This window comes from Corynebacterium sp. UMB10119B (genome assembly GCF_030228125.1).
Classification (GTDB): domain Bacteria; phylum Actinomycetota; class Actinomycetes; order Mycobacteriales; family Mycobacteriaceae; genus Corynebacterium; species Corynebacterium pseudogenitalium.
Map to the genome: position 1 here is coordinate 167,785 of NZ_JASPBG010000003.1, position 19,849 is coordinate 187,633.

A 19,849-nucleotide genomic window follows, 5' to 3' on the forward strand; every position below is an offset into this window, starting at 1 on the left:
ACGCCGCCGAACCCTATCCCAGCGAGCCCGTGAGCTTGCCGTGAAACTCCGTGGTACTCGGATTCATGCCGACAAAGCTCACATGCTTGCCGCGCTCCTCGTATTTTTGTTCAATGCTGTCGAGCGCCGCGACCGTCGACGCGTCCCACACGTGCGCGCGGTGCAGGTCCACGACAACCTCCTCCGGGTCCTCCGAGTACATGAACAAGGTGGTCAGGTCGTTGGAGGACGCGAACAGCAGCTGGCCGGACACCACGTAGTGGGCCACGCCGTCGACAACTTCGCGGGTCACTTCCACCAGGTGGGCGACGTTTCGCACGAAGATGACCGACGCCACAAGCACACCCACCACGACGCCGATAGCCAAGTTGTTCGTCGCCAGCACCACTGCAACCGTGATCAGCATCGTGACGGTTTCCGAAGCCGGCAGCTTGCGCAGCGTGCTCGGCATCACCGAGTGCCAGTCGAACGTGCCCACCGACACCATGACCATCACGGCAACGAGCGCAGCCATCGGGATCATGGCGACGTACTCGCCGAACGCGAGCATCAGAATCAGCAGGAACGCGCCCGCCAGGAAGGTGGAAATACGGGTGCGAGCCCCCGAGACCTTCACGTTGATCATGGACTGGCCGATCATGGCGCAGCCACCCATCCCGCCGAACAGGCCGGTGACAATGTTCGCGACGCCCTGCCCCCAGCTCTCGCGAGTCTTGTTGGAGTGCGTGTCCGTGACTTCGTCAATCAGCTTCGCGGTCATCAGCGACTCCATCAGGCCAACAAGCGCCACGCCAAGCGAGTACGGTGCGATGATCCGCAGCGTCTCCCAGGTCAGCGGCACGTGTGGGATAAAGAATTCGGGCAGGCTGCTCGGCAACTCGCCGCGGTCCCCGACCGTCGGCACCGGCGCATTCGTTGCGACCGCGATGAGCGTCACCACCAGGATTGCGACAAGCGGGGCCGGAACCGCCTGCGTAAACTTCGGCATCACCACCATGATCACGATGGCCAGCGCCAGCAGCGGGAACACCGCCCAGTGATGCCCAATAATTTCAGGCAGCTGCGCCACAAAGATGAGAATCGCCAGCGCGTTGACGAAGCCAACCATCACGCTTCGCGGCAAGAACCGCATCAGCGTTGCGACGCCAGCTACCGCCAACAGAATCTGGAACACCCCGGCGAGCATGATGGCCGCCACCATGTAGTCGTAGCCGTAGTCGCGCACCAGTGGCGCGATTACCAGCGCCACCGCACCGGTGGCGGCCGCGATCATGGCGGGGCGCCCACCCGTAATCGCGATCACCATCGCCATGATGAAGGAGGAGTACAGCCCGATCTTCGGGTCCACCCCGGCGATGATGGAGAAGCTGATCGCCTCTGGGATCAGCGCCAGCGCCACAACTAGCCCGGCGAGGACCTCCTTCGTCAGGATGCGCGGTGTCTTCAGCGCTGTCGCCACTGATGGCTCGGGCTTGTACCGGCGCGTGTTTTCCGTGGTCAGCACGGTGGCTGCCATATGTGTCACTCCAAACGTTGTTGCTATTCGTAGCGCAGGGCTTCGATCGGGTTCATTCTCGAGGCGCGGTTGGCCGGGTAGTAGCCGAAGAACAGGCCAATCAGCAGCGCGAATACCAGTGAGAGTAGCACTGCCGAGATCGGAGGAAACACGAAGGCGTTGAGCAGCAGGGCGCCCAGCATGCCGAAGCCCGCGCCCACGACCACGCCGAAGAGCCCGCCGATGAGGCAGACGATCATCGCCTCGGTAACAAACTGCGTGCGGATCATCCGACGCGTCGCGCCCAGAGCCATGCGCACACCGATCTCGCGGGTGCGCTCCGTCACGGTAATCAACATGATGTTCATCACGCCGATACCGCCGACGAGTAGCGAGATCCCGCCGATTGCGGAGACCACCACGCTCATCATGGTCAACGTCTGGTTGAGCTGATCGATGTCACGCTTCATGTCGGCCACTTTCCCCTTGTAATCGGGGTCGTCCTCATAGGCACGGTCCGCCCACGCCTGGACGTCCTTGGCCACTTGATCGGTGTCGGCGCCATCGGCGACGCGCACACTCACGTTGTCTACGCCAGGCACCGGCGTGCGCATCATGTCCGGCTGCACCGTGTACGGCACCGCCATCATCGACTGCGAAAAGTCCCCGACCAGCACGCCTTGCTTCTCAAAGTGCCCGTACGCGCCGACCACCTGCACCGAAGCGTACTGCCCGCCGATGTCCAGCTCGACTTCCTGCCCGATCGCCGAATCAGGGTCGTTATTGAACAGCTGCTCCACAACCTCCGGCGAGACCACCGCCACGGCGCGGTTCGCCTCAATGTCGTCTTGGGTCAGAAATCGCCCGGCGGTCAGCGGCAGGTTCTGCATCTCCAGCTGGTCAGCGTTGACAAAACTCACCATCGTGGTGCCGTGCGCCAGCCCGCGTGTCGCCTGAGCTGTCGAGCTATCCAACTCAAACGCGATACCCTTCGCCCGCGTCCCGAGTTCGGCGCGCAGGTCCTCGATCATGTCGGGGGTGAGCTTCGAGGCGTCGTCAATTTCTTGGAACATGTAGCGGGCGGCCTCGCTGTCATCCTCCTGGCGGGGCTTGACTTCGAGGTGGACGTCGTGAATGCCGAACTGCTCCAGGCTGTCCAGCGTCTGCTTCTGCATCGCCTTACCCAGCGTCATAATCGCAATCACCGAGGCGATGCCAATGATCACCCCGAGCAGCGTCAGCGCCGAGCGCATCTTGTTCGCCCGCAGGCTCACCGTGGCGAGCCTGACAGATTCGCGCGGGTTCACTCCTGCTCCTCAACCAAGGTCACGGTGGCACCGACGCGTTCGCGATACTCGGCAGGCTTGTTCAGCACCCGCGTCCCCTTCTCGACGCCCTCTACGACCACATCCGAATCCGACACCAGCCCAACCTTGACAGGCGTCTTCACTACCTCGAACTTGTCCCCGTCATCCTTCGGGCGCAGCGCGTACACCGAGTAGCTACCGTTCTCATCGACGACGGCCTCCCGCGGCACAGCGAGCGCGTCCTTCGCGGACTCCGTGGTGATCTGCGCCTTTGCCGTCCCGCCGATCTTGAGGCCCTCGGTATCACCCAGAACCTCGATCTCCACGGGGAACTCCGGGCGCGCCGCCTGTGCCGACGCCCCATCCGCCGCGGGCTGCGTTTCCGCAACTGATGAAACATCCAGCACACGGCCCTTAAACTTCTTCGCGCCGGTGCCAGGCGTGGTGAACGAGACGGCGTCGCCCGGCTTCATCTTCGCCGAGTCCAGCTCCTTGACGCTCGCGCGCAGCACCAGCCGGTTCGGGTCCGCCACCGAGAGCAGATAGCCCGTCGGCGTTTGCCCCTGCTTCACCGCGACCTCCGCGACCACACCCGCGATCGGGGCTCGCACCTGGCCCGACGCCACGTCGACCTCAAGCTGCGCGATTGACTGGCCCGCCGCGGCCTGCGCCGCCTGCACCCCACGCTGTGCCTGCTGCACCGCTGCCGCCTGGGAGTCGAGCTGCTGCTGGGCCGCAAGCTTTGCTACCTCGAGCCCGACCGCTGCCTCCGCCTTCGCATCAAACGCCTGAGCCACGGCGCGCTGCTTCGCCGCAAGATCCGCGTCGGTGTCGTTGAGGGCAGCGTCGTACGCCTTTTGCGCCGCAGAAAGGTTGTGCTTCGCGCCGCGGAAACGCTCGTCGGCCTCCAGTTTGCTCAGCAACGGCTGCACAGCATCGTCTTGCGCCATCCCAGATTGGAAGATGCCGTGGTTGCCGCGCACAGACTCCAGGGCCGCCGTCAGCGCGTCACGACGCGCCGAGTCCACGCCCTGCGCCTGCGTAAGCAGCGTGCTGTCCAGGCCCGCAGCGACTGCTTTCTTTCGCTGCTCGAAAACTGCGGTAGCCTCCTGCAACTGGCCATCAGCCTGGCGAAGCGCCGCCTCCGCCTGCGTCACCTGCGGGTTCAGGCCACGCTGCATCGCGTCGCTCGACTGCTGGTAAGCCTGCTGGGCCTGCTCAAGCTGATTCTGCGCCGCGACATCCGCCGAAATCTGCTGCGCGCGCTGCGCATCAATCTCACGCTGGACCCCCGACGTATCCAGGACCGCGACGACCTGGCCCGCCTCGACACGCTGTCCCACCTTCACGTTCAGGGCTGTGACCGGGCCGGTCAGGTGCGTCGTCAACGCGGTCACCGTGGCAGCCTCCACCGTCGCGGTGACCGGCACTTTGGCAGCAACATCACGAGGAGCGAGCTCTGTCGTATCAGCTGCCATGACCGGCTGACCGCCCCCAAACCCGCAGGCGGCGGTAGAGGCAAGAATACAAAGCCCGAGCCCAACGGTTGCGAGGGCTCGGGAAACGACACGGTTCGTTCGGCGCAGTCCTTTATTCACAGCGCTAAGGATAGCCGAAGTTTCACATCAATCAGAAGTTTTACGGATATAAAACTCCGGGTGATCCGCGCGCAGCAACGTGTTGCCAGTCAGGCCGCACCAGGCACGAATATCGATATCGATCGCCTCGTTCGTGGACCGCAAGTGCAGCACTTCCCCATCCTTGATCTGGTCGCGGAACAAGAGGAAGAGGCGCACCAGGACATCACCGCACGCGATGTCCTGGGCGTCCCAGTAGTGATCCTCATGCATTGCGGCGCGCCATCACATTGTCGCGGGCCTGCACAATGAGCGCGAGCTGCTGCTCAGCCAAGTTCGCGGCCACGATTGGGTTATCCGCAAACGTTGCAAAACCGCAGTCCGTCGAGAAGACCACTCGGTCAGCTCCGAACGTGTCCAGGGCGCGCTCGATGCGCTCCTCCACTGCTTCGACCGGCTCCAGCTCCTGGAGCTTTTGGTTCAGCACGCCAACGCAGATGCGCTGGTCGTCGCGGATTCCCTCGAGGGCTCGGATATCGCCGGCACGTGGCGTCGCCAACTCCATGGACAACATACCCACGTTCAGCGAGGCGAACAGCTCAACGAACGGAGCGTAATCGCCCGTCAACGCCGCGGACTCATCCGTGGTCCAGTTGCCGCGGCACACGTGCAACGCCAACCGCTCCTTCGGCAGCCCCTCAGTGAGCTCATCGAGCAACGACTTCGCGAACTCCAGCTCCTCATCCACCGTGCCCTCCAGGCCGTCGAGCGCGCCACACATAAACGTGCGGCCGCCCCCGCCTGCCTGCCCGTACACGACTTCAGTAAGCACCGGCTCATCGATCTGCACCAGCGACGTTCCCTTCGCCAGCAATTCGTGGAGCTCCTCGCGTAGCACGCGAACGATGTCTTTCGACATCTCCTCGCGGTTCTCGTACGCGCGGTCGGAGACACACTCCATCCACATCGTGCGCGTGAGCAGGTACGGCCCTGGCAGGCACACCTTCACCGGGCGGTCGGTAAGCTGCTGCACAAACTCAACCTCGTGCGCAACCAGTGGCTTATCGCGACCAAGCGGGCCAAAGACCGCCGGGTGGCGCACCTCGCCCGCCGGGACGTCCAACGCGCGAAGCTCGCGCTCGAACTCCTCAGGGTCATCCACGTACGGCAGCAGGTCTGTAATCGGGATCAGCTGGCAGTTCTGCAGACGCCCCGCGACGAAGCTCGAGTAGTTGTCGCGTCGCATTTCACCATCCGTGACGACGTCCACTCCGGCCCGCTCCTGCGCCGCAAGCACAAGGCGCACTGCGTCGTCGGCTGTGGCCTGGAACGTGCCTTCATCCATCCGCTCTTCGAGGTGGCGGTGCAGCGCATCCAACAACCACGGAGACCGTGGCCAAGAGCCCATCGTCAGCACAGATCCCTCCGGAATCTCCGGCGCGGGAGCTGGCTCAGGCAGTTCCTTGGCGATCGTCGGCTCCACGACCTCCTGCGTCACCGGCATCTGCGGGCGCTTGCGCGGCCCCTTCTTCTTTTTCGGGCGCACAGCCTCGGGAGCGGCCGGGATATCAGCAACCTCCACGGGCTTCGTGAACGCCCCCTTCGACACAAGGAAGCGCCACCGCTTGTGCTCTGGCTCCTCAACCACGTTGACCAGGTCGTTGCCAGTCAAGTTACACCAGGAAGGCAGGTCCACCTTGACTGTGGGGTCGTAGGAGATGATCTCCAGCAGCTGGCCAGACTCGAGCGGATCGATGTTCTTTCGGATCAATAACAGCAACCCGTTACCGCAGTCCAGATCGCCACCGTCGAAGCTGGCGTCTGGGGCGTACGGGTGCAGATTCTCGGACTGAGACATCGTTGCCTTAGTAGGAAACGCTTGGGGTGCCGTCTGCCAGGAACTCAACCAGCTTTGCGCCGCCGACGATGGTGGCGCCGTCGATAAGATCCTCTTCCCCGAAGCCGCGCTTCTTCGCACAAGGCGCACACACGTACAGCTTGCCCTCTGCCGCGACAAAGTTCTCGATGAGTTCCTTGATCGGCGCGAATCCCTCCTCATGAATGTCGTCTGCGTAGCCCTTCACAGCCAGACGAGCGCCCTCGGAGGACAGGAACACCATCGTGTCCTGCGCGGAACCAACAGCAGCATTGGCGACGACGAAGCCGAGCGTCGCCAGGTCCTCATTATCCTTCGCGTGTGCAACGGTGACGCAAAACTTACCAGTACCCATAGTGAACTCCTTTTCATTGAACGTTACGAGCACCAGAAAGTCTACCGAAATAGAAAAAGCACCACCCCGTCGTAACGAAACTTGGGGGTGGTGCTCTCTTGTCCTTGAGTCGGACGCCTCTACCGGATGGGTTTAGCGTGCCTTCTCAATGATCTCCACGAGACGGAAGTGCTTGTCCTTGGACAGCGGACGCGTCTCCTGGATGCGGACGAGGTCGCCAACACCGGCGGTGTTCTCCTCGTCGTGTGCCTTCACGCGCTTGGTGGTACGGACGATCTTGCCGTACAGGGCGTGGGACTTGCGGTCCTCGACCTCGACAACGATGGTCTTGTCCATCTTGTCGGAGACGACGTAGCCGCGGCGGTTCTTCTGAACACGCTTCTCGTTGGTCTGTTCGTTCACGTTTGCCTCACTCATGATTAAGCCTCAGCTCCCGGAACAACGGACAGGCCGAGCTCGCGCTCGCGCAGCACGGTGTAGATACGTGCGATGTCGCGCTTCACGGTGGAGATGCGGCGGTTGTTGGTCAGCTGGCCGGTAGCAAGCTGGAAGCGCAGGTTAAACAGCTCTTCCTTTGCCTCGGACAGACGAGCGCGCAGCTCTTCGTCGTTGAGCTCGCGGAACTCGGATGCGGGGGTACCGTTTGCCATTAGAACTGGTCCTCCTTCTTGATGATGCGAACCTTGCAAGGCAGCTTCGCGCCTGCGCGGCGCAGTGCCTCGATAGCGGTTGCGTCGTTCGGGTAGGACATCTCAAAGAGAATACGTCCCGGCTTTACGTTAGCGACCCACTTCTCGACAGGGCCCTTACCGGAGCCCATACGAACACCGAGCGGCTTCTGCGTCAACGGACGGTCCGGGAAGATGTTGATCCAGACCTTGCCACCACGCTTGACGTGGCGGTTGATCGCAATACGAGCCGCCTCAATCTGACGGTTGGTGATGTACGCCGGCTCGAGAGCCTGCAGAGCGTAGTCACCGAAGTTGATCGTGTTGCCACCCTTGGACACGCCAGAACGAGTCGGGCGGTGCTGGCGGCGGTACTTCACACGCTTAGGAATAAGCATTGATTAGCCCTCCTGCTTCTGCTCTGCACGCTGGCGGCGCTGGCCACCACGGCGTGGGCGGCGATCGCCACGGCCACGACGCTCGTTCGACGGAGCGTTGAGCTCGGACTCGCGCACGCCACCGACGACGTCGCCCTTGTAGATCCAAACCTTGACGCCGATGACGCCGAAAGTCGTGTGTGCTTCTGCGATGCCGTAGTCGATCTCAGCACGAAGGGTGTGCAGTGGCACACGGCCTTCGTGGTAGCGCTCGACGCGGGACATTTCAGCGCCGCCGAGACGACCCGAGGTCATGACCTTGATGCCCTTGACCTGTGGGTTACGCATAGCGGACTGGATTGCCTTGCGCATCGCACGACGGAACGCAACGCGGTTGACCAGCTGTTCAGCGATGGACTGAGCAACGAGCGTCGCGTCGGCGTCGACGTTCTTGACCTCGAGGATGTTCAGCGCAACCATCTTGCCGGTGAGCTTCTCGAGCTCACGGCGGATGCGGTCAGCCTCAGCGCCACGACGGCCAATCACGATGCCCGGGCGGGCAGTGTGAATGTCGACGCGGACGCGGTCACGGGTGCGCTCGATGACGACGTCGGAGATACCGGCGCGCTCGAGGCCCTTGGACAGGAACTCGCGGATCTTGATGTCTTCTGCGACGTAATCAGCGTAGTTCTTGTCGGCGTACCAGTGGGACTTCCAGTCGGACGTGATACCCAGGCGCAGGCCGTGTGGGTGAATCTTCTGGCCCATTACTTCGCCCCTTCCTTGGACTCGACAACTACGGTGATGTGCGAGGTACGCTTCCGGATCTGGAATGCGCGACCCTGAGCGCGTGGCTGGAAGCGACGCATGGTCGGACCTTCGTTTGCCCAGCACTCGGAGACGACCAGCGTACGCGGGTCCAAACCGAAGTTGTTTTCAGCGTTGGCGGCTGCAGATGCAACAACCTTGGCGACGTCCTTCGCAGCACCCTGTGGTGCGTACTTCAGGACTGCGAGAGCCTCGGAGACGGACTTCCCACGGACGAGGGCGAGCACGCGGCGCGCCTTCATCGGGGAAACACGAACGAACTTGGCCGTCGCGGATGCAGTGGTGATGGTGTCAGCCATTGCTTATCGACGTCCCTTCTGTTCCTTGACGTGACCCTTAAAGGTCTTGGTTGGTGCAAACTCGCCGAGCTTGTGGCCGACCATGGACTCGTCGACAAACACCGGGACGTGCTTGCGGCCGTCGTGGACGGCGAAAGTGTGTCCGATGAAATCTGGGAGAATGGTCGAACGGCGAGACCAGGTCTTGATTACCTGCTTGGTGCCTGCATCGTTCTGAGCGTCCACCTTGTTGAGGAGGTGCTCATCGACGAACGGGCCTTTCTTTAGGCTACGTGGCATGTCTTACTACCTCCTCTTAACGCTTCTTGTTCTTCGAGCGACGGCGTCGCACGATCATGTTGTTTGAGTAACGGTTTGGGTTGCGGGTGCGAACTTCCTTCTTGCCCCATGGGGACACTGGGTGACGACCACCGGAAGTCTTACCTTCACCACCACCGTGTGGGTGATCCACAGGGTTCATGACAACACCGCGGACCGTTGGGCGCCAGCCCTTCCAGCGCATACGGCCAGCCTTGCCCCAGCGGATGTTGATCTGGTCAGCGTTGCCGACCTCACCAACGGTTGCGCGGCAGCGGATGTCCACGCGGCGAATTTCGGAGGACGGCATACGCAGCACTGCGTAGGAACCTTCCTTACCGAGCAGCTGGATAGAAGCGCCTGCGGAACGAGCAAGCTTGGCACCTGCACCAGGCTTGAGCTCAACAGCGTGGATCGTCGTACCGGTCGGGATGTTACGCAGTGGGAGGTTGTTACCAACCTTGATGTCGGCGTTAGGACCAGCCTCAACGACGGCACCCTGCTTCAGGCCCTTCGGAGCGATGATGTAGCGCTTCTCACCGTCGTAGTAGTGGAGCAAAGCAATGTTAGCGGTGCGGTTCGGGTCGTACTCGATGTGAGCAACCTTTGCCAGCACGCCGTCTTTGTCCGAACGGCGGAAGTCAATCACGCGGTAACGACGCTTGTGGCCGCCACCACGGTGACGAGTGGTGATGTGGCCGTGCGTGTTGCGGCCACCCTTCTTCGGGAGCGGGCGCAGCAGCGACTTTTCCGGAGTGGAGCGGGTAAGCTCCTCGAACTCCGAAACAGAGCTGGCACGGCGACCCGGGGTTGTCGGCTTGTACTTACGAATAGCCATATTTTGTCCTTTTCTATCGAGTCACTTAGACGGCTGCGCCGCCGAAGATGTCGATGGGATCGCTGCCCTCGCGGAGAGTAACGTAGGCGCGCTTGGTGTCCTTGCGCTTACCGAAACCAGTGCGGGAACGCTTGCGCTTGCCCTCACGGTTCACGGTGTTCACCGAAGCGACGTCGACGCCGAAAATCTCTTCCACGGCAATCTTGATCTGGGTCTTGTTAGCAGACTTCGCTACAAAAAACGTGTAGGTGTTCTGCTCCATCAGCGCGTAGGTCTTCTCAGAGAGGACCGGCGCGATGATGATGTCGCGGGAATTCACGATCTTAGCCATTTACTTCTCCTCCTCCGCAGCTTCAGCCTTGCCACGGTTGATGAAGGTGTGCAGCGCCTCAACCGAGAACACAACGTCATCGGCGTTCAGCACGTCGTAGGTGTTCAGCTGCGCCGGCTCAAGAATGGTGACGCCCGGCAGGTTCCTTGCGGACAGACGGGAGTTAACATCCTCACGGCCGATCACGAGCAGCACCGACTTACGGTCAGTCAGACGCTCAATGAACGCACGAGCAGACTTGGTCGAAGGCTTCTGGCCCGGAACAAGCTCCTCAATGAGGTGGATGCGCTCGTTGCGAACACGATCAGTGAGTGCACCAGCAAGTGCAGCCTTGATCATCTTCTTTGGGGTGCGCTGCGCGTAAGAACGCGGCTGCGGACCGTGGACAATGCCACCGCCGGTGAAGTGTGGCGCGCGGATCGAGCCCTGACGAGCGCGACCGGTGCCCTTCTGGCGGAATGGCTTCTTACCACCACCGCGGACCATGCCGCGGGTCTTGGTGGCGTGAGTGCCCTGACGAGCGGCTGCCAGCTGAGCTGTCACAACCTGGTGCATCAGGGGAATGGAAGCTTCACGGTCAAAAAGTTCTGCCGGAAGCTCAACGGAACCGTTGGTCTTTCCGTCTGCGGTGTGGACGTTCAACGTCAGGTTCGTCATGCGTGAGCACCGCCCTTCACTGCGGTTTTGACGGTAACAACAGAACCCTTCGCACCAGGGATAGCACCCTTGATGAGGAGGAGGTTGTTGTCGCCGTCGATGCGTTGAATCTTCAGGTTCTGGGTAGTAACGCGGTTACCGCCCATACGGCCAGCCATGCGCTTGCCCTTGAACACGCGACCCGGCGTAGACGCGCCACCAATGCCACCAACGCGACGGTGAGCAGCCTGGTTACCGTGTGCTGCACCCTGGCCCGCGAAGCCGTGACGCTTCATTGCGCCAGCGAAGCCGTGGCCCTTGGTGGTGCCAGCAACGTCGACGAAGACGTCGCCGTCAAACAGATTGACGGTGATCTCTTGGCCGAGTTCGTACGCAGAGGTGTCATCCATGCGGATTTCAGCTACGTAGCGACGTGGGGTGACGCCAGCCTTCTTGAAGTGGCCAGCCTCTGGCTTGTTCGTCTTACGGGGATCGATGTCGCCGTAAGCAATCTGGATGGCGGAGTAGCCATCAGTCTCTGGTGTACGGATCTGGGTGACCACGCACGGCCCAGCCTCAACGACGGTAACCGGGATAACACGGTTCTCGTCGTCGAAGATCTGGGTCATGCCGAGCTTGGTGCCCAGAATGCCCTTGATCTGGTTATCAGACATGTATTAGTTCTCCACTACTTACAGGTTGTCGGATCTCTAGTGATTACTGGATGTTCACGTCAACGCTTGCAGGAAGGTCGATACGCATGAGCGCGTCAACCGTCTTCGGCGTCGGATCGAGAATGTCGATGAGACGCTTGTGCGTGCGCATCTCAAAGTGCTCGCGAGAGTCCTTGTACTTGTGGGGAGAACGAATAACGGCGTACACGTTCTTCTCTGTGGGCAACGGCACCGGTCCAACGACGCGGGCACCCGTGCGGGTGACCGTCTCAACGATCTTCTTCGCAGATGCGTCGATCGCTTCGTGGTCGTAGGCCTTCAGCCTGATGCGGATCTTCTGTCCCGCCACGCTTACCTCTTCCTCGCATCCCCACATTCTGAACGAAGCGGTGGGGTTGTAGCTTCTAGTTTCTCTATAACGTTGTCCGGGCTGGGCCCATGGCTCAACGCCAGTGTCGTTTTCATTGACTGTTTGACACTTCCGGAAGGTGAGTAACGCGACAATAAACTGCGCGCTTACTTCAGTGCTTCCGCCTCGGTGCACACGTGCATCGGGGTGTCAGACTCGGAAGGGTGCGTGACCCTTGCGTACTGCCGCTGTTTATTTGCCATGTCCCTTCTCCGGTTTCTCACCTAGTTAACCTAGATAAAAACCTTCTTTGGAAGGTGTCATGTTTACCCCACCATCACAACCTTGCGGCCGCCATGTCGAGGCAACCCGAGTATTAAAACACGTTCTTGCAAGAAGCGCAACCCCTCCTCTGAACATTTCAGTTTGATTGCAGAGTGATATCCATTCGGAAATTTTTGCATCGATTCAGGCAAGCTAGCTGGTTGCTGTGTACCCTGGGTGTTTACACGGGCGTCTGTCCGTCGTACTTTTCTTTACCCAATATATAGACGAAGGGATTTTCCATGGCCGACCACAATGCAACCGAGAACACTCCTGCCACCACCGAGGCAAAGGAGACAGAGCAGGTTCGCACCCGCAACTCCAACCTTGAGACTGAGCACGGCACCACGATGATCGACGACAACGTCGTCGGCAAGATCGCCGGCATCGCCGCCCGCGAAGTTTCCGGAGTTTACAACCTGGGCGGTGGCGCTGCACGCATGTGGGGCGCTGTTCGCGAGTCGCTGACCTCCTCCACCAATGTTCAGCAGGGCGTCGATGTCGTTGTCGAGGACGGCCACGCTTCCGTCGCTGTTGCAATTATTGCGGAGTACGGCGTCGCCATCCACGAGCTCGCAAACGCCATCCGCGAGAACATCACTGTTGCTGTGACCCGCATGACCGGCCTTATCGTTGACCGCGTCGACGTCACTGTTCACGACGTCCACCTGCCGGAGCAGGACAACGAGGAGTCCAACGAGGCCGCCTACAACGCTAACCAGGCGCTGGCTCAGTAGTTATGGCGTACACCTCCGTTAGCCGCGAGGTGGCCGAAGCCGCCCGGGACGCCATTTTGGCTGTCCCCGGCGTTGCGGGTATGCACGGCGGGTTCTTCGGTGAAGTTGCCCTCCTGCTACCCGGCGAGCGGATCGAAGGGCTCAAACCCGCGACGCGATCCTCAGACCCCAACCTCCGCGGCCTTGAAGTCAACTTTATTTACGACGTTTCGAGCGAACGGGACATTCACTCCGTCGCCGACGATGTACGCACCGCTACCCTGCGCGCCACCGATGTCGATTTCGTCGACGTTGTTGTCGCCGACGCCGAATAGGAACGCCCGTTAGGGCGTCCGCGTTGCGTACCCACAACTACAAGTAAGTGGTGAACAATGAATCTTTTATCTAACAAAGCGTTAACCGGTGTCATTATCGGCATTATCGTTGCTTTCTTCGTCACCTTTGGCGGCGGACTCGGGCTACTGTGGCTCGTTCTCTTCTCCGTCATTGGTGGTGTCGTCGGCGCCCAGCTTGATGGCAAGCTGGACCTCGCAGAAATCCTGAGCACCAGCTCGGGCAAGGGTCGTAGCTAATGGCGTCGAACCAATTCCATCTCAGTGAGCGCGTCATCGCGCAGATTGCTGAGGTGGCGGCTTCGTCAGTGCCCGGCACGATCGAAATGGACGCAAAGCTTGCAGGTTTGGCAGGCCGCAGCTTTCCCCAAATCGATGTCCGCCTGGACCGAGTTTCAGGCACCGCGGCCGTCGAAGCCGAGATCGCTACTACTTACCCTGCCCCCATTGCTGCCATCACGGACGCCGTGCGTTCAACGATCATCTCGCACATCCGGACATTGACTGGGCTGGACGTCTCCAGCGTCAATATCGAGGTGGCAAACGTCACCGCGAACGCCGGTGAACCCGTCTCGTGGGACGACGTTGCAAACCACCAGTCGTTCATCATCCCGACTCCGCTGAAGGTCAAGCCTTTGGACGTAGAGTCCCCGACGACGAAGGAGCCGGAACCGTTGCACGATATCGTCGCTCGCTCGCTTGTCAACGACCTGACGGACACCCACGTTCCAGAGCCAGTCTCTGTGAAATCCATTGCCGCTCCGACTCCGTACCCCGTGCGTACCAAGGGCTTCGAAGCACAGCCCACGCGGGTTTTCCGTCCACAAACGCCGGAGCCTGCCCGACTGCTTGGCGTGCAAACACGCAAACAGCGCGTATATAGCCCGAGCGTTCCGCAACCTGCGCCGCTCAAGCCCATTCGCGTGAAGCGCACAGCGGCACCGACGACAGTATCGGCACCGCAACCTCAGCCGCTTCGTGAAATTACGATCAAACCGGCGGTGAAGTACTATGACCGAACCTAATACACCCGTCGCCCCAGTAGGCCCGCACCCGGCTGCCGCACCGAAAGCTAGCCCAGTTGCACGCTGGATCACCGTGCTCGCCGGCCTGGCGTTCCTCGGGGGCGCCGTTGTTACCGGGCACGACGCTTGGGTGCGACTCCAGGAAACTAGCAACCAACCGGAGTGGCTCCCCGAGCTCTACGACCAGTTGACGTTGAATCTCATTGACATTACGTGGGTAGCCGTCGCCGTCGGCATCGTTGTGATGTTGGTGGGGCTTGCGCTCGTGATTGCGTCGTTGAAGCCACGCCAGAAAACTCATCTACGCGTGCAGTCACCGGTTTCGATCTGGACGCGACCCGTGGATATTGCGCGGAAGTCGACGTTCCTTGCAACGTCTCAGTTTGGCGCAAACCATGCGCGTACCAAAGCGGACCGGAACAAACTGACGCTCACAATGCAGACCGACGTCCAGCGGCCAGATGTCGAGCAGCAAGCATACGAAACTCTCGTTGGTGAGTTCCAGCGTCTGGAGCAGGTACCCGCCATCACCATCAAGACCGAAGCGCCAGCACCAGTTGCTGAACAGGAGGCGAAGTAAATGACCAAGACACTTGCGTTCTTTGACCGCATACTCGTCTTCATCCTCGGCATTTTGTTGCTCTGCATCGGGTTCGTTCCACTCGCATACTTCTGGGACATCCCCTACGCCAGCCAATGGATCCAGCAGGTGGATCCAGTGGTGATCGGCAACCTGCCCTACCGTTCCTGGTACAACACCGCGTTGATCGTCGGTGCGGTTGTGCTGGTAATTATCGGGCTGTGGGCCATTATCGCGAACACACGCAGCCGCGGATTCTCGACCCGAGCAATCACCGCGGCCGACGCCGAGCATGGCACAACCGAAATCAACGTCAAACGCGTCGCCGAAGCGGCGTGCCACCACTTGGCTATGGACCCCATGATCAACTCCGCCGACGCCAAAGTTGCGATGGTCGAGACCAGGCCGACCGTTGAATTCGTTGCGATTGCCAACCCAGCATTCTCGCTGGACGAAGTCGTTGACGTTCTCGAGCGCGCCGATCAGGACTTCCGAATGGCAAACCACACAATGAACGTGGATACCCTGTGGAAGCTGCACTTTGACCAGGTTAGCGCCTAAAAGGACTCACGCGAAAGCTCCCCGCCAACGGGTGGGGAGCGTTTCGTGTCCAGACGGTGCGGCTTAAAAGACATTTTGTGTGTATATATCTATTCGGTTTCCCGGACTCCCGATATGGTTTTCAAAACAGTTCCATTCGCCGGTCTTGAGAATTGAACGCCGGATGACGTCTGACATGTGGGATGTATCGAGTCTGCGGGTAGCGCAGCGAGATTGGTGGCTCTAGAGAACAAGAACCGGTCTCTCTACGCGTTGGGCGATCGCATACTGCCAGGGGGACGAGCAAAGCCCTGGGCGTGCACGATACTGGCCAGGGCACGAACAGGACCGGGAAGCAAGGCATTGGGGTATGCCGTTAAGCGAGCTGCCATACAGCCTGCGGGGCGAGAGACGATCTTGCACACAGCGGTGCACTGAATGGGCGGCTGAAAGAATTCAATACTGGCAATGAACGTCAGTGGAACCCCGGTCTAGCCGTGAGAAAGGGGTGGGCTGGACGCGGCTAGTTACACACAAAATGTCCCTTAAGTCGGCGGTGCCCAATGCACTGAAGTAACAGCACGGTGACCAGTTGCAGTTCATAGTGGTCCTAGAACCGTTGCCTTCCCAACGCACTGTAGGCATGAAAAAAGGTCACTCCCCGATGGGGAGTGACCTTTACGTCACGTTATCGGACTGAATTAGCCGAGGATCTTAGTGACGCGGCCAGCGCCGACGGTACGGGAGCCCTCGCGGATAGCGAAGCGCAGGCCCTCGTCCATAGCGACTGGGTGGATCAGCTCGACGGACATGTCGACGTTGTCGCCAGGCATGACCATCTCGGTGCCCTCAGGCAGGTGCACAACACCGGTAACGTCGGTGGTGCGGAAGTAGAACTGAGGACGGTAGTTGTCGAAGAATGGCGTGTGACGGCCACCCTCGTCCTTGGACAGGACGTAGACGGAGCCCTCGAACTTGGAGTGAGGGGTGTAAGCGCCCGGCTTGATGACAACCTGACCACGCTCAACGTCCTCACGCTTCAGGCCACGGAGCAGCAGAGCTGCGTTGTCGCCAGCCTCAGCGGTGTCGAGAAGCTTGTTGAACATCTCGATGGAGGTGACGGTGGTCTTCGTGGACTTCTCGCGGATACCGATGATCTCAACTTCGTCGTTGAGGTTCAGGACGCCACGCTCAACACGGCCGGTAACAACGGTACCGCGGCCGGAAATGGTGAAGATGTCCTCGATCGGCATCAGGAAGTCACGGTCGGTCTCGCGAACTGGGTCCGGAATGGAGTTGTCGCAAGCTTCCATGAGCTCAACGATGGAGTCAACCCACTTCTCCTCGCCCTCAAGAGCCTTCAGAGCGGAGATGTGAACGATTGGAGCCTCTTCGTCGTAATCCTGCTCTGCGAGAAGCTCACGAACTTCCATCTCGACGAGCTCGATGATTTCCTCATCGTCGACCATGTCGCACTTGTTCAGGGCAACGAGGATGTAAGGAACGCCAACCTGGCGAGCAAGCAGAACGTGCTCGCGGGTCTGAGGCATCGGGCCGTCGGTAGCAGCAACCACGAGGATTGCGCCGTCCATCTGAGCAGCACCGGTGATCATGTTCTTGATGTAGTCAGCGTGGCCTGGAGCATCCACGTGTGCGTAGTGACGCTTAGGAGTGTTGTACTCGACGTGGGAAATGTTAATGGTAATGCCGCGCTCGCGCTCTTCCGGCGCCTTGTCAATCGCGTCGTACGCGAAGGACTTGTTCTCCTCCGGGTACTTGTCAGCGAGCACCTTGGTGATAGCAGCCGTGGTGGTCGTCTTACCGTGGTCGACGTGACCAATGGTACCGATGTTGACGTGCGGCTTTGTACGTTCGAACTTTGCCTTTGCCACTGTATGTCCTCCTAGGACTTCATGGTGGCTACGACCTTCGCAGCCACGTGGTTTACATTTGCCTTTGCCTTCGAAAAGGCGTCGGCTCATTCACAATGTGCCAGTTACCTGATCCTAGAGATTCCCAGTCTGATTTTCAAACCGTCAGACCGAAAGTTCCGGGATCATTCGTCGCGAGTAACGGCCGGCTCAAACCACCACTTCAATCTTGTGGCGATTCCAGCGCGACCGCTACTAGCGGCCATCCCCGCTTCCTTCTACCGGTCACGCTCACTGGCACGTGAGCAGGCCGTCGAGAAGCAGGGAGCAGCGATTAGTTGCCGTTGCGGGCGTCGATGATTTCCTGAGCGACGTTGGACGGAACTTCACCGTAGGAGTCAAACACCATGGTGTAGTTCGCGCGACCCTGCGTCTTGGAGCGCAGGTCACCAACGTAACCGAACATCTGCGACAGCGGAACAACAGCCTTGACAACCTTGGCGCCAGAGCGGTCGTCCATCGAGTTGACTTGGCCACGACGGGAGTTCAGGTCACCGATGACGTCACCCATGTACTCCTCAGGCGTGACAACCTCAACAGCCATCAGCGGCTCGAGCAGCACTGGCTTCGCCTTAGCGACGGCCTCCTTGAGCACCTGCGAACCGGCCATCTTGAAGGCCATTTCGGAGGAGTCAACCTCGTGGTAAGCGCCGTCTTCGAGGGTTGCCTTGATGTTGACCAGCGGGTAGCCAGCGAGGTAGCCGTACTGCATCGCGTCCTGGATACCGGCATCCACGGAAGGGATGTACTCCTTCGGCACGCGACCACCGGTGACCTCGTTGACGAACAGGTAGGTTGCGCTCTCGCCCTCTTCCAGGGTCTCTGGATCCGGGTTGTAAGGCTCGATGGAAACGATAACCTTTGCGAACTGACCGGAACCACCCGTCTGCTTCTTGTGGGTGTAGTCCAGGGACTGCACCTTCTTGCGGATGGTCTCGCGGTACGCAACCTGTGGAGAACCAATGTTCGCCTCGACCTTGAACTCGCGCTTCATGCGGTCAACGAGGACGTCGAGGTGGAGCTCGCCCATGCCGCCGATAACGGTCTGGCCAGTCTCCTCATCCAGGTGAACGGTGAAGGTTGGGTCCTCTTCAGCAAGCTTCTGAATAGCGGTGCCCAGCTTCTCCTGGTCAGCTTTGGTCTTCGGCTCAATAGCAACCTGAATAACCGGATCCGGGAAGTCCATGGACTCGAGGATGATCGGATGATCAGGGTTGCACAGGGTGTCACCAGTAGTGGTGTGCTTCAGACCAATGAACGCGTAGATGTTGCCGGCGTCAGCGTGCTCAACCGGGTTCTCCTTGTTCGCGTGCATCTGGAAGAGCTTGCCCACGCGCTCACGCTGCTGCTTGGTGGAGTTCATCATGTTCTCGCCCGGGATAGCCTGGCCCGAGTACACGCGCACGTAAGTCAGCTTGCCGAAGAACGGGTGCACAGCAATCTTGAACGCCAGTGCAGAGAACGGCTCATCAACGGAAGGCTTACGCGTGAGGTCTTCCTCACCGTCGACGGAGGTGCCGTGAACCTCGCCGATATCCAGCGGAGAAGGCAGGTAATCGACGATGGCGTCCAGCACAGGCTCGACACCCTTGTTGCGGTACGCAGTACCACAGAACACTGGGTAAACTTCCGAATTAACGGTTAGCTTACGGATGCCAGCCTTGAGCTCCTCGATCGTGAGCTCTTCGCCGCCGAAGTACTTCTCCATGAGCTCTTCGTCGGACTCAGCAACGGTCTCGACGAGCTTCTCACGGTACTCCTCAGCCTTTTCCTTCAGATCGTCCGGGATCTCGGTGATCTGCGCAGGGGTGCCGGTCTCGACCTTGCCCGGCCACAGCATTGCCTTCATCTCAAGAAGGTCAACGACGCCGTCAAAGTCATCCTCAGCACCGATCGGAAGCTGCATTACCAACGGCTTCGCGCCGAGACGATCGACGATCGTGCCAACGGTGTAGTAGAAGTCAGCGCCCAGCTTGTCCATCTTGTTGACGAAGCAGATACGCGGAACGTCGTACTTTGCAGCCTGACGCCAGACCTGCTCGGACTGCGGCTCAACGCCTTCCTTGCCGTCGAACACAGCAACTGCGCCATCGAGCACGCGCAGGGAACGCTCAACCTCAACGGTGAAGTCCACGTGACCCGGCGTATCGATGATGTTGATCTGGTTGTTATTCCAGAAGCAGGTCACTGCTGCGGACGTAATGGTGATGCCGCGCTCTTTCTCCTGCTCCATCCAGTCGGTGGTTGCGCCACCGTCGTGGGTCTCGCCGACCTTGCGGTTAATACCGGTGTAGAACAGAATGCGCTCTGTCGTGGTGGTCTTACCAGCATCGATGTGCGCCATGATGCCGATGTTGCGGACCTTGTGCAGATCCTTAAGCACTTCTTGTGCCACGTTATTTACCCCAACTTAAAAGTCGTCGACGTGCTGCACACGTCTTGGCGAATATTTACCTAGTTCATTGTGCCACTG

Annotated in this window: 25 protein-coding genes; 6 read left to right on the forward strand and 19 right to left on the reverse strand. The window is 60.1% G+C overall.

The genetic code is table 11. The features are described 5' to 3' along the window. Window positions 1-13: 13 nt before the first annotated feature. The 17 genes from QP802_RS04650 to rpsJ all read right to left on the reverse strand — a co-directional run bounded on the left by QP802_RS04650 (window position 14) and on the right by rpsJ (window position 11,907). A complete protein-coding gene (locus tag QP802_RS04650) occupies window positions 14-1,516 on the reverse strand; it encodes a SulP family inorganic anion transporter (RefSeq protein ID WP_284817693.1) in 1,503 nt (500 codons plus the stop codon). 23 nt (window positions 1,517-1,539) lie between these two features. Further along, a complete protein-coding gene (locus tag QP802_RS04655; RefSeq protein ID WP_479684160.1) occupies window positions 1,540-2,748 on the reverse strand; it encodes an ABC transporter permease in 1,209 nt (402 codons plus the stop codon). Between the two features lie 50 nt (window positions 2,749-2,798). Further along, entirely contained in the window at window positions 2,799-4,400 is a 1,602-nt protein-coding gene (locus QP802_RS04660) for an efflux RND transporter periplasmic adaptor subunit (protein ID WP_141742165.1), read from the reverse strand. A gap of 27 nt (window positions 4,401-4,427) precedes the next feature. Then, entirely contained in the window at window positions 4,428-4,652 is a 225-nt protein-coding gene (locus QP802_RS04665) for a sulfurtransferase TusA family protein (protein ID WP_070363094.1), read from the reverse strand. Continuing rightward, the gene (locus tag QP802_RS04670) at window positions 4,645-6,237 is read right to left on the reverse strand and encodes a sulfurtransferase TusA family protein (protein WP_284817694.1); all 1,593 of its coding nucleotides are present in this window, start codon (window positions 6,235-6,237) and stop codon (window positions 4,645-4,647) included. The genes QP802_RS04665 and QP802_RS04670 overlap by 8 nt, the downstream gene beginning before the upstream one ends. A gap of 7 nt (window positions 6,238-6,244) precedes the next feature. Further along, window positions 6,245-6,610, reverse strand: coding sequence for a DsrE family protein (locus tag QP802_RS04675; RefSeq protein WP_070363096.1), 366 nt, complete (start codon window positions 6,608-6,610; stop codon window positions 6,245-6,247). Between the two features lie 132 nt (window positions 6,611-6,742). Then, complete coding sequence (rpsQ, locus tag QP802_RS04680; RefSeq protein ID WP_070363097.1) at window positions 6,743-7,027, reverse strand: 30S ribosomal protein S17; 285 nt, start codon at window positions 7,025-7,027, stop codon at window positions 6,743-6,745. A gap of 2 nt (window positions 7,028-7,029) precedes the next feature. Then, window positions 7,030-7,260 carry a 50S ribosomal protein L29 gene (gene rpmC / locus QP802_RS04685; protein WP_070363098.1) on the reverse strand — a complete coding sequence of 77 codons (231 nt, stop codon included), beginning with the start codon at window positions 7,258-7,260 and terminating at the stop codon, window positions 7,030-7,032. Continuing rightward, window positions 7,260-7,676 carry a 50S ribosomal protein L16 gene (gene rplP / locus QP802_RS04690; protein ID WP_070363099.1) on the reverse strand — a complete coding sequence of 139 codons (417 nt, stop codon included), beginning with the start codon at window positions 7,674-7,676 and terminating at the stop codon, window positions 7,260-7,262. Before rplP ends, rpmC begins: the two co-directional genes overlap by 1 nt. 3 nt (window positions 7,677-7,679) lie before the next feature. Beyond that, window positions 7,680-8,423: a 30S ribosomal protein S3 gene (gene rpsC, locus QP802_RS04695; protein ID WP_070363100.1), complete on the reverse strand. Its 744-nt coding sequence runs from the start codon at window positions 8,421-8,423 to the stop codon at window positions 7,680-7,682. Continuing rightward, the gene (rplV, locus tag QP802_RS04700) at window positions 8,423-8,782 is read right to left on the reverse strand and encodes a 50S ribosomal protein L22 (RefSeq protein ID WP_070363101.1); all 360 of its coding nucleotides are present in this window, start codon (window positions 8,780-8,782) and stop codon (window positions 8,423-8,425) included. The genes rpsC and rplV overlap by 1 nt, the downstream gene beginning before the upstream one ends. Before the next feature lie 3 nt (window positions 8,783-8,785). Beyond that, window positions 8,786-9,061: a 30S ribosomal protein S19 gene (gene rpsS / locus QP802_RS04705; RefSeq protein ID WP_070363102.1), complete on the reverse strand. Its 276-nt coding sequence runs from the start codon at window positions 9,059-9,061 to the stop codon at window positions 8,786-8,788. Between the two features lie 16 nt (window positions 9,062-9,077). Next, entirely contained in the window at window positions 9,078-9,917 is an 840-nt protein-coding gene (gene rplB, locus QP802_RS04710) for a 50S ribosomal protein L2 (RefSeq protein WP_070363103.1), read from the reverse strand. A gap of 25 nt (window positions 9,918-9,942) precedes the next feature. After that, window positions 9,943-10,248, reverse strand: coding sequence for a 50S ribosomal protein L23 (rplW, locus tag QP802_RS04715; RefSeq protein ID WP_070363104.1), 306 nt, complete (start codon window positions 10,246-10,248; stop codon window positions 9,943-9,945). Beyond that, window positions 10,249-10,905: a 50S ribosomal protein L4 gene (gene rplD, locus QP802_RS04720; RefSeq protein WP_070363105.1), complete on the reverse strand. Its 657-nt coding sequence runs from the start codon at window positions 10,903-10,905 to the stop codon at window positions 10,249-10,251. Next, window positions 10,902-11,558 carry a 50S ribosomal protein L3 gene (rplC, locus tag QP802_RS04725; RefSeq protein ID WP_070363106.1) on the reverse strand — a complete coding sequence of 219 codons (657 nt, stop codon included), beginning with the start codon at window positions 11,556-11,558 and terminating at the stop codon, window positions 10,902-10,904. Before rplC ends, rplD begins: the two co-directional genes overlap by 4 nt. Before the next feature lie 43 nt (window positions 11,559-11,601). Next, window positions 11,602-11,907: a 30S ribosomal protein S10 gene (rpsJ, locus tag QP802_RS04730; protein ID WP_003848085.1), complete on the reverse strand. Its 306-nt coding sequence runs from the start codon at window positions 11,905-11,907 to the stop codon at window positions 11,602-11,604. Between the two features lie 566 nt (window positions 11,908-12,473). Between rpsJ and QP802_RS04735 the strand changes: the two genes are divergently transcribed. From QP802_RS04735 to QP802_RS04760, 6 genes are read left to right on the forward strand one after another with little or no spacing between them, the layout of a single operon-like run. Beyond that, on the forward strand, window positions 12,474-12,968 hold the full coding sequence (locus tag QP802_RS04735) for an Asp23/Gls24 family envelope stress response protein (protein ID WP_070363107.1): 495 nt from the start codon (window positions 12,474-12,476) through the stop codon (window positions 12,966-12,968). Between the two features lie 2 nt (window positions 12,969-12,970). After that, window positions 12,971-13,282, forward strand: a complete 312-nt coding sequence (locus QP802_RS04740; RefSeq protein ID WP_070363108.1) for a hypothetical protein — start codon at window positions 12,971-12,973, stop codon at window positions 13,280-13,282. 57 nt (window positions 13,283-13,339) lie between these two features. Then, window positions 13,340-13,540: a hypothetical protein gene (locus QP802_RS04745; protein WP_070363109.1), complete on the forward strand. Its 201-nt coding sequence runs from the start codon at window positions 13,340-13,342 to the stop codon at window positions 13,538-13,540. Continuing rightward, on the forward strand, window positions 13,540-14,325 hold the full coding sequence (locus QP802_RS04750; protein ID WP_284817695.1) for an Asp23/Gls24 family envelope stress response protein: 786 nt from the start codon (window positions 13,540-13,542) through the stop codon (window positions 14,323-14,325). Before QP802_RS04745 ends, QP802_RS04750 begins: the two co-directional genes overlap by 1 nt. Next, window positions 14,312-14,905 (forward strand): hypothetical protein, encoded by a 594-nt coding sequence (locus tag QP802_RS04755; RefSeq protein ID WP_284817696.1) that lies wholly within the window; start codon window positions 14,312-14,314, stop codon window positions 14,903-14,905. Before QP802_RS04750 ends, QP802_RS04755 begins: the two co-directional genes overlap by 14 nt. Next, window positions 14,906-15,466, forward strand: a complete 561-nt coding sequence (locus QP802_RS04760) for an alkaline shock response membrane anchor protein AmaP (protein WP_256020600.1) — start codon at window positions 14,906-14,908, stop codon at window positions 15,464-15,466. Window positions 15,467-16,146: 680 nt separating this feature from the next. Here QP802_RS04760 and tuf read toward each other — a convergent pair. Both tuf and fusA read right to left on the reverse strand, forming a co-directional pair. Then, entirely contained in the window at window positions 16,147-17,337 is a 1,191-nt protein-coding gene (tuf, locus tag QP802_RS04765) for an elongation factor Tu (RefSeq protein ID WP_070363113.1), read from the reverse strand. A 313-nt stretch (window positions 17,338-17,650) separates the two neighbouring features. Further along, complete coding sequence (gene fusA, locus QP802_RS04770; protein ID WP_070363114.1) at window positions 17,651-19,771, reverse strand: elongation factor G; 2,121 nt, start codon at window positions 19,769-19,771, stop codon at window positions 17,651-17,653. Window positions 19,772-19,849: the final 78 nt, after the last annotated feature.

What these genes read in the sequence shown, in the direction of transcription:
- QP802_RS04650 (WP_284817693.1), bottom strand. Translation starts at nt 1,516, where the DNA reads ATGGCAGCCACCGTGCTGACCACGGAAAACACGCGCCGGTACAAGCCC.
- QP802_RS04655 (WP_479684160.1), bottom strand. Translation starts at nt 2,748, where the DNA reads ATGCGCTCGGCGCTGACGCTGCTCGGGGTGATCATTGGCATCGCCTCG.
- QP802_RS04665 (WP_070363094.1), bottom strand. Translation starts at nt 4,652, where the DNA reads ATGCATGAGGATCACTACTGGGACGCCCAGGACATCGCGTGCGGTGAT.
- QP802_RS04670 (WP_284817694.1), bottom strand. Translation starts at nt 6,237, where the DNA reads ATGTCTCAGTCCGAGAATCTGCACCCGTACGCCCCAGACGCCAGCTTC.
- QP802_RS04675 (WP_070363096.1), bottom strand. Translation starts at nt 6,610, where the DNA reads ATGGGTACTGGTAAGTTTTGCGTCACCGTTGCACACGCGAAGGATAAT.
- rpsQ (WP_070363097.1), bottom strand. Translation starts at nt 7,027, where the DNA reads ATGAGTGAGGCAAACGTGAACGAACAGACCAACGAGAAGCGTGTTCAG.
- rpmC (WP_070363098.1), bottom strand. Translation starts at nt 7,260, where the DNA reads ATGGCAAACGGTACCCCCGCATCCGAGTTCCGCGAGCTCAACGACGAA.
- rplP (WP_070363099.1), bottom strand. Translation starts at nt 7,676, where the DNA reads ATGCTTATTCCTAAGCGTGTGAAGTACCGCCGCCAGCACCGCCCGACT.
- rpsC (WP_070363100.1), bottom strand. Translation starts at nt 8,423, where the DNA reads ATGGGCCAGAAGATTCACCCACACGGCCTGCGCCTGGGTATCACGTCC.
- rplV (WP_070363101.1), bottom strand. Translation starts at nt 8,782, where the DNA reads ATGGCTGACACCATCACCACTGCATCCGCGACGGCCAAGTTCGTTCGT.
- rpsS (WP_070363102.1), bottom strand. Translation starts at nt 9,061, where the DNA reads ATGCCACGTAGCCTAAAGAAAGGCCCGTTCGTCGATGAGCACCTCCTC.
- rplB (WP_070363103.1), bottom strand. Translation starts at nt 9,917, where the DNA reads ATGGCTATTCGTAAGTACAAGCCGACAACCCCGGGTCGCCGTGCCAGC.
- rplW (WP_070363104.1), bottom strand. Translation starts at nt 10,248, where the DNA reads ATGGCTAAGATCGTGAATTCCCGCGACATCATCATCGCGCCGGTCCTC.
- rplD (WP_070363105.1), bottom strand. Translation starts at nt 10,905, where the DNA reads ATGACGAACCTGACGTTGAACGTCCACACCGCAGACGGAAAGACCAAC.
- rplC (WP_070363106.1), bottom strand. Translation starts at nt 11,558, where the DNA reads ATGTCTGATAACCAGATCAAGGGCATTCTGGGCACCAAGCTCGGCATG.
- QP802_RS04735 (WP_070363107.1), top strand. Translation starts at nt 12,474, where the DNA reads ATGGCCGACCACAATGCAACCGAGAACACTCCTGCCACCACCGAGGCA.
- QP802_RS04740 (WP_070363108.1), top strand. Translation starts at nt 12,971, where the DNA reads ATGGCGTACACCTCCGTTAGCCGCGAGGTGGCCGAAGCCGCCCGGGAC.
- QP802_RS04745 (WP_070363109.1), top strand. Translation starts at nt 13,340, where the DNA reads ATGAATCTTTTATCTAACAAAGCGTTAACCGGTGTCATTATCGGCATT.
- QP802_RS04750 (WP_284817695.1), top strand. Translation starts at nt 13,540, where the DNA reads ATGGCGTCGAACCAATTCCATCTCAGTGAGCGCGTCATCGCGCAGATT.
- QP802_RS04755 (WP_284817696.1), top strand. Translation starts at nt 14,312, where the DNA reads ATGACCGAACCTAATACACCCGTCGCCCCAGTAGGCCCGCACCCGGCT.
- QP802_RS04760 (WP_256020600.1), top strand. Translation starts at nt 14,906, where the DNA reads ATGACCAAGACACTTGCGTTCTTTGACCGCATACTCGTCTTCATCCTC.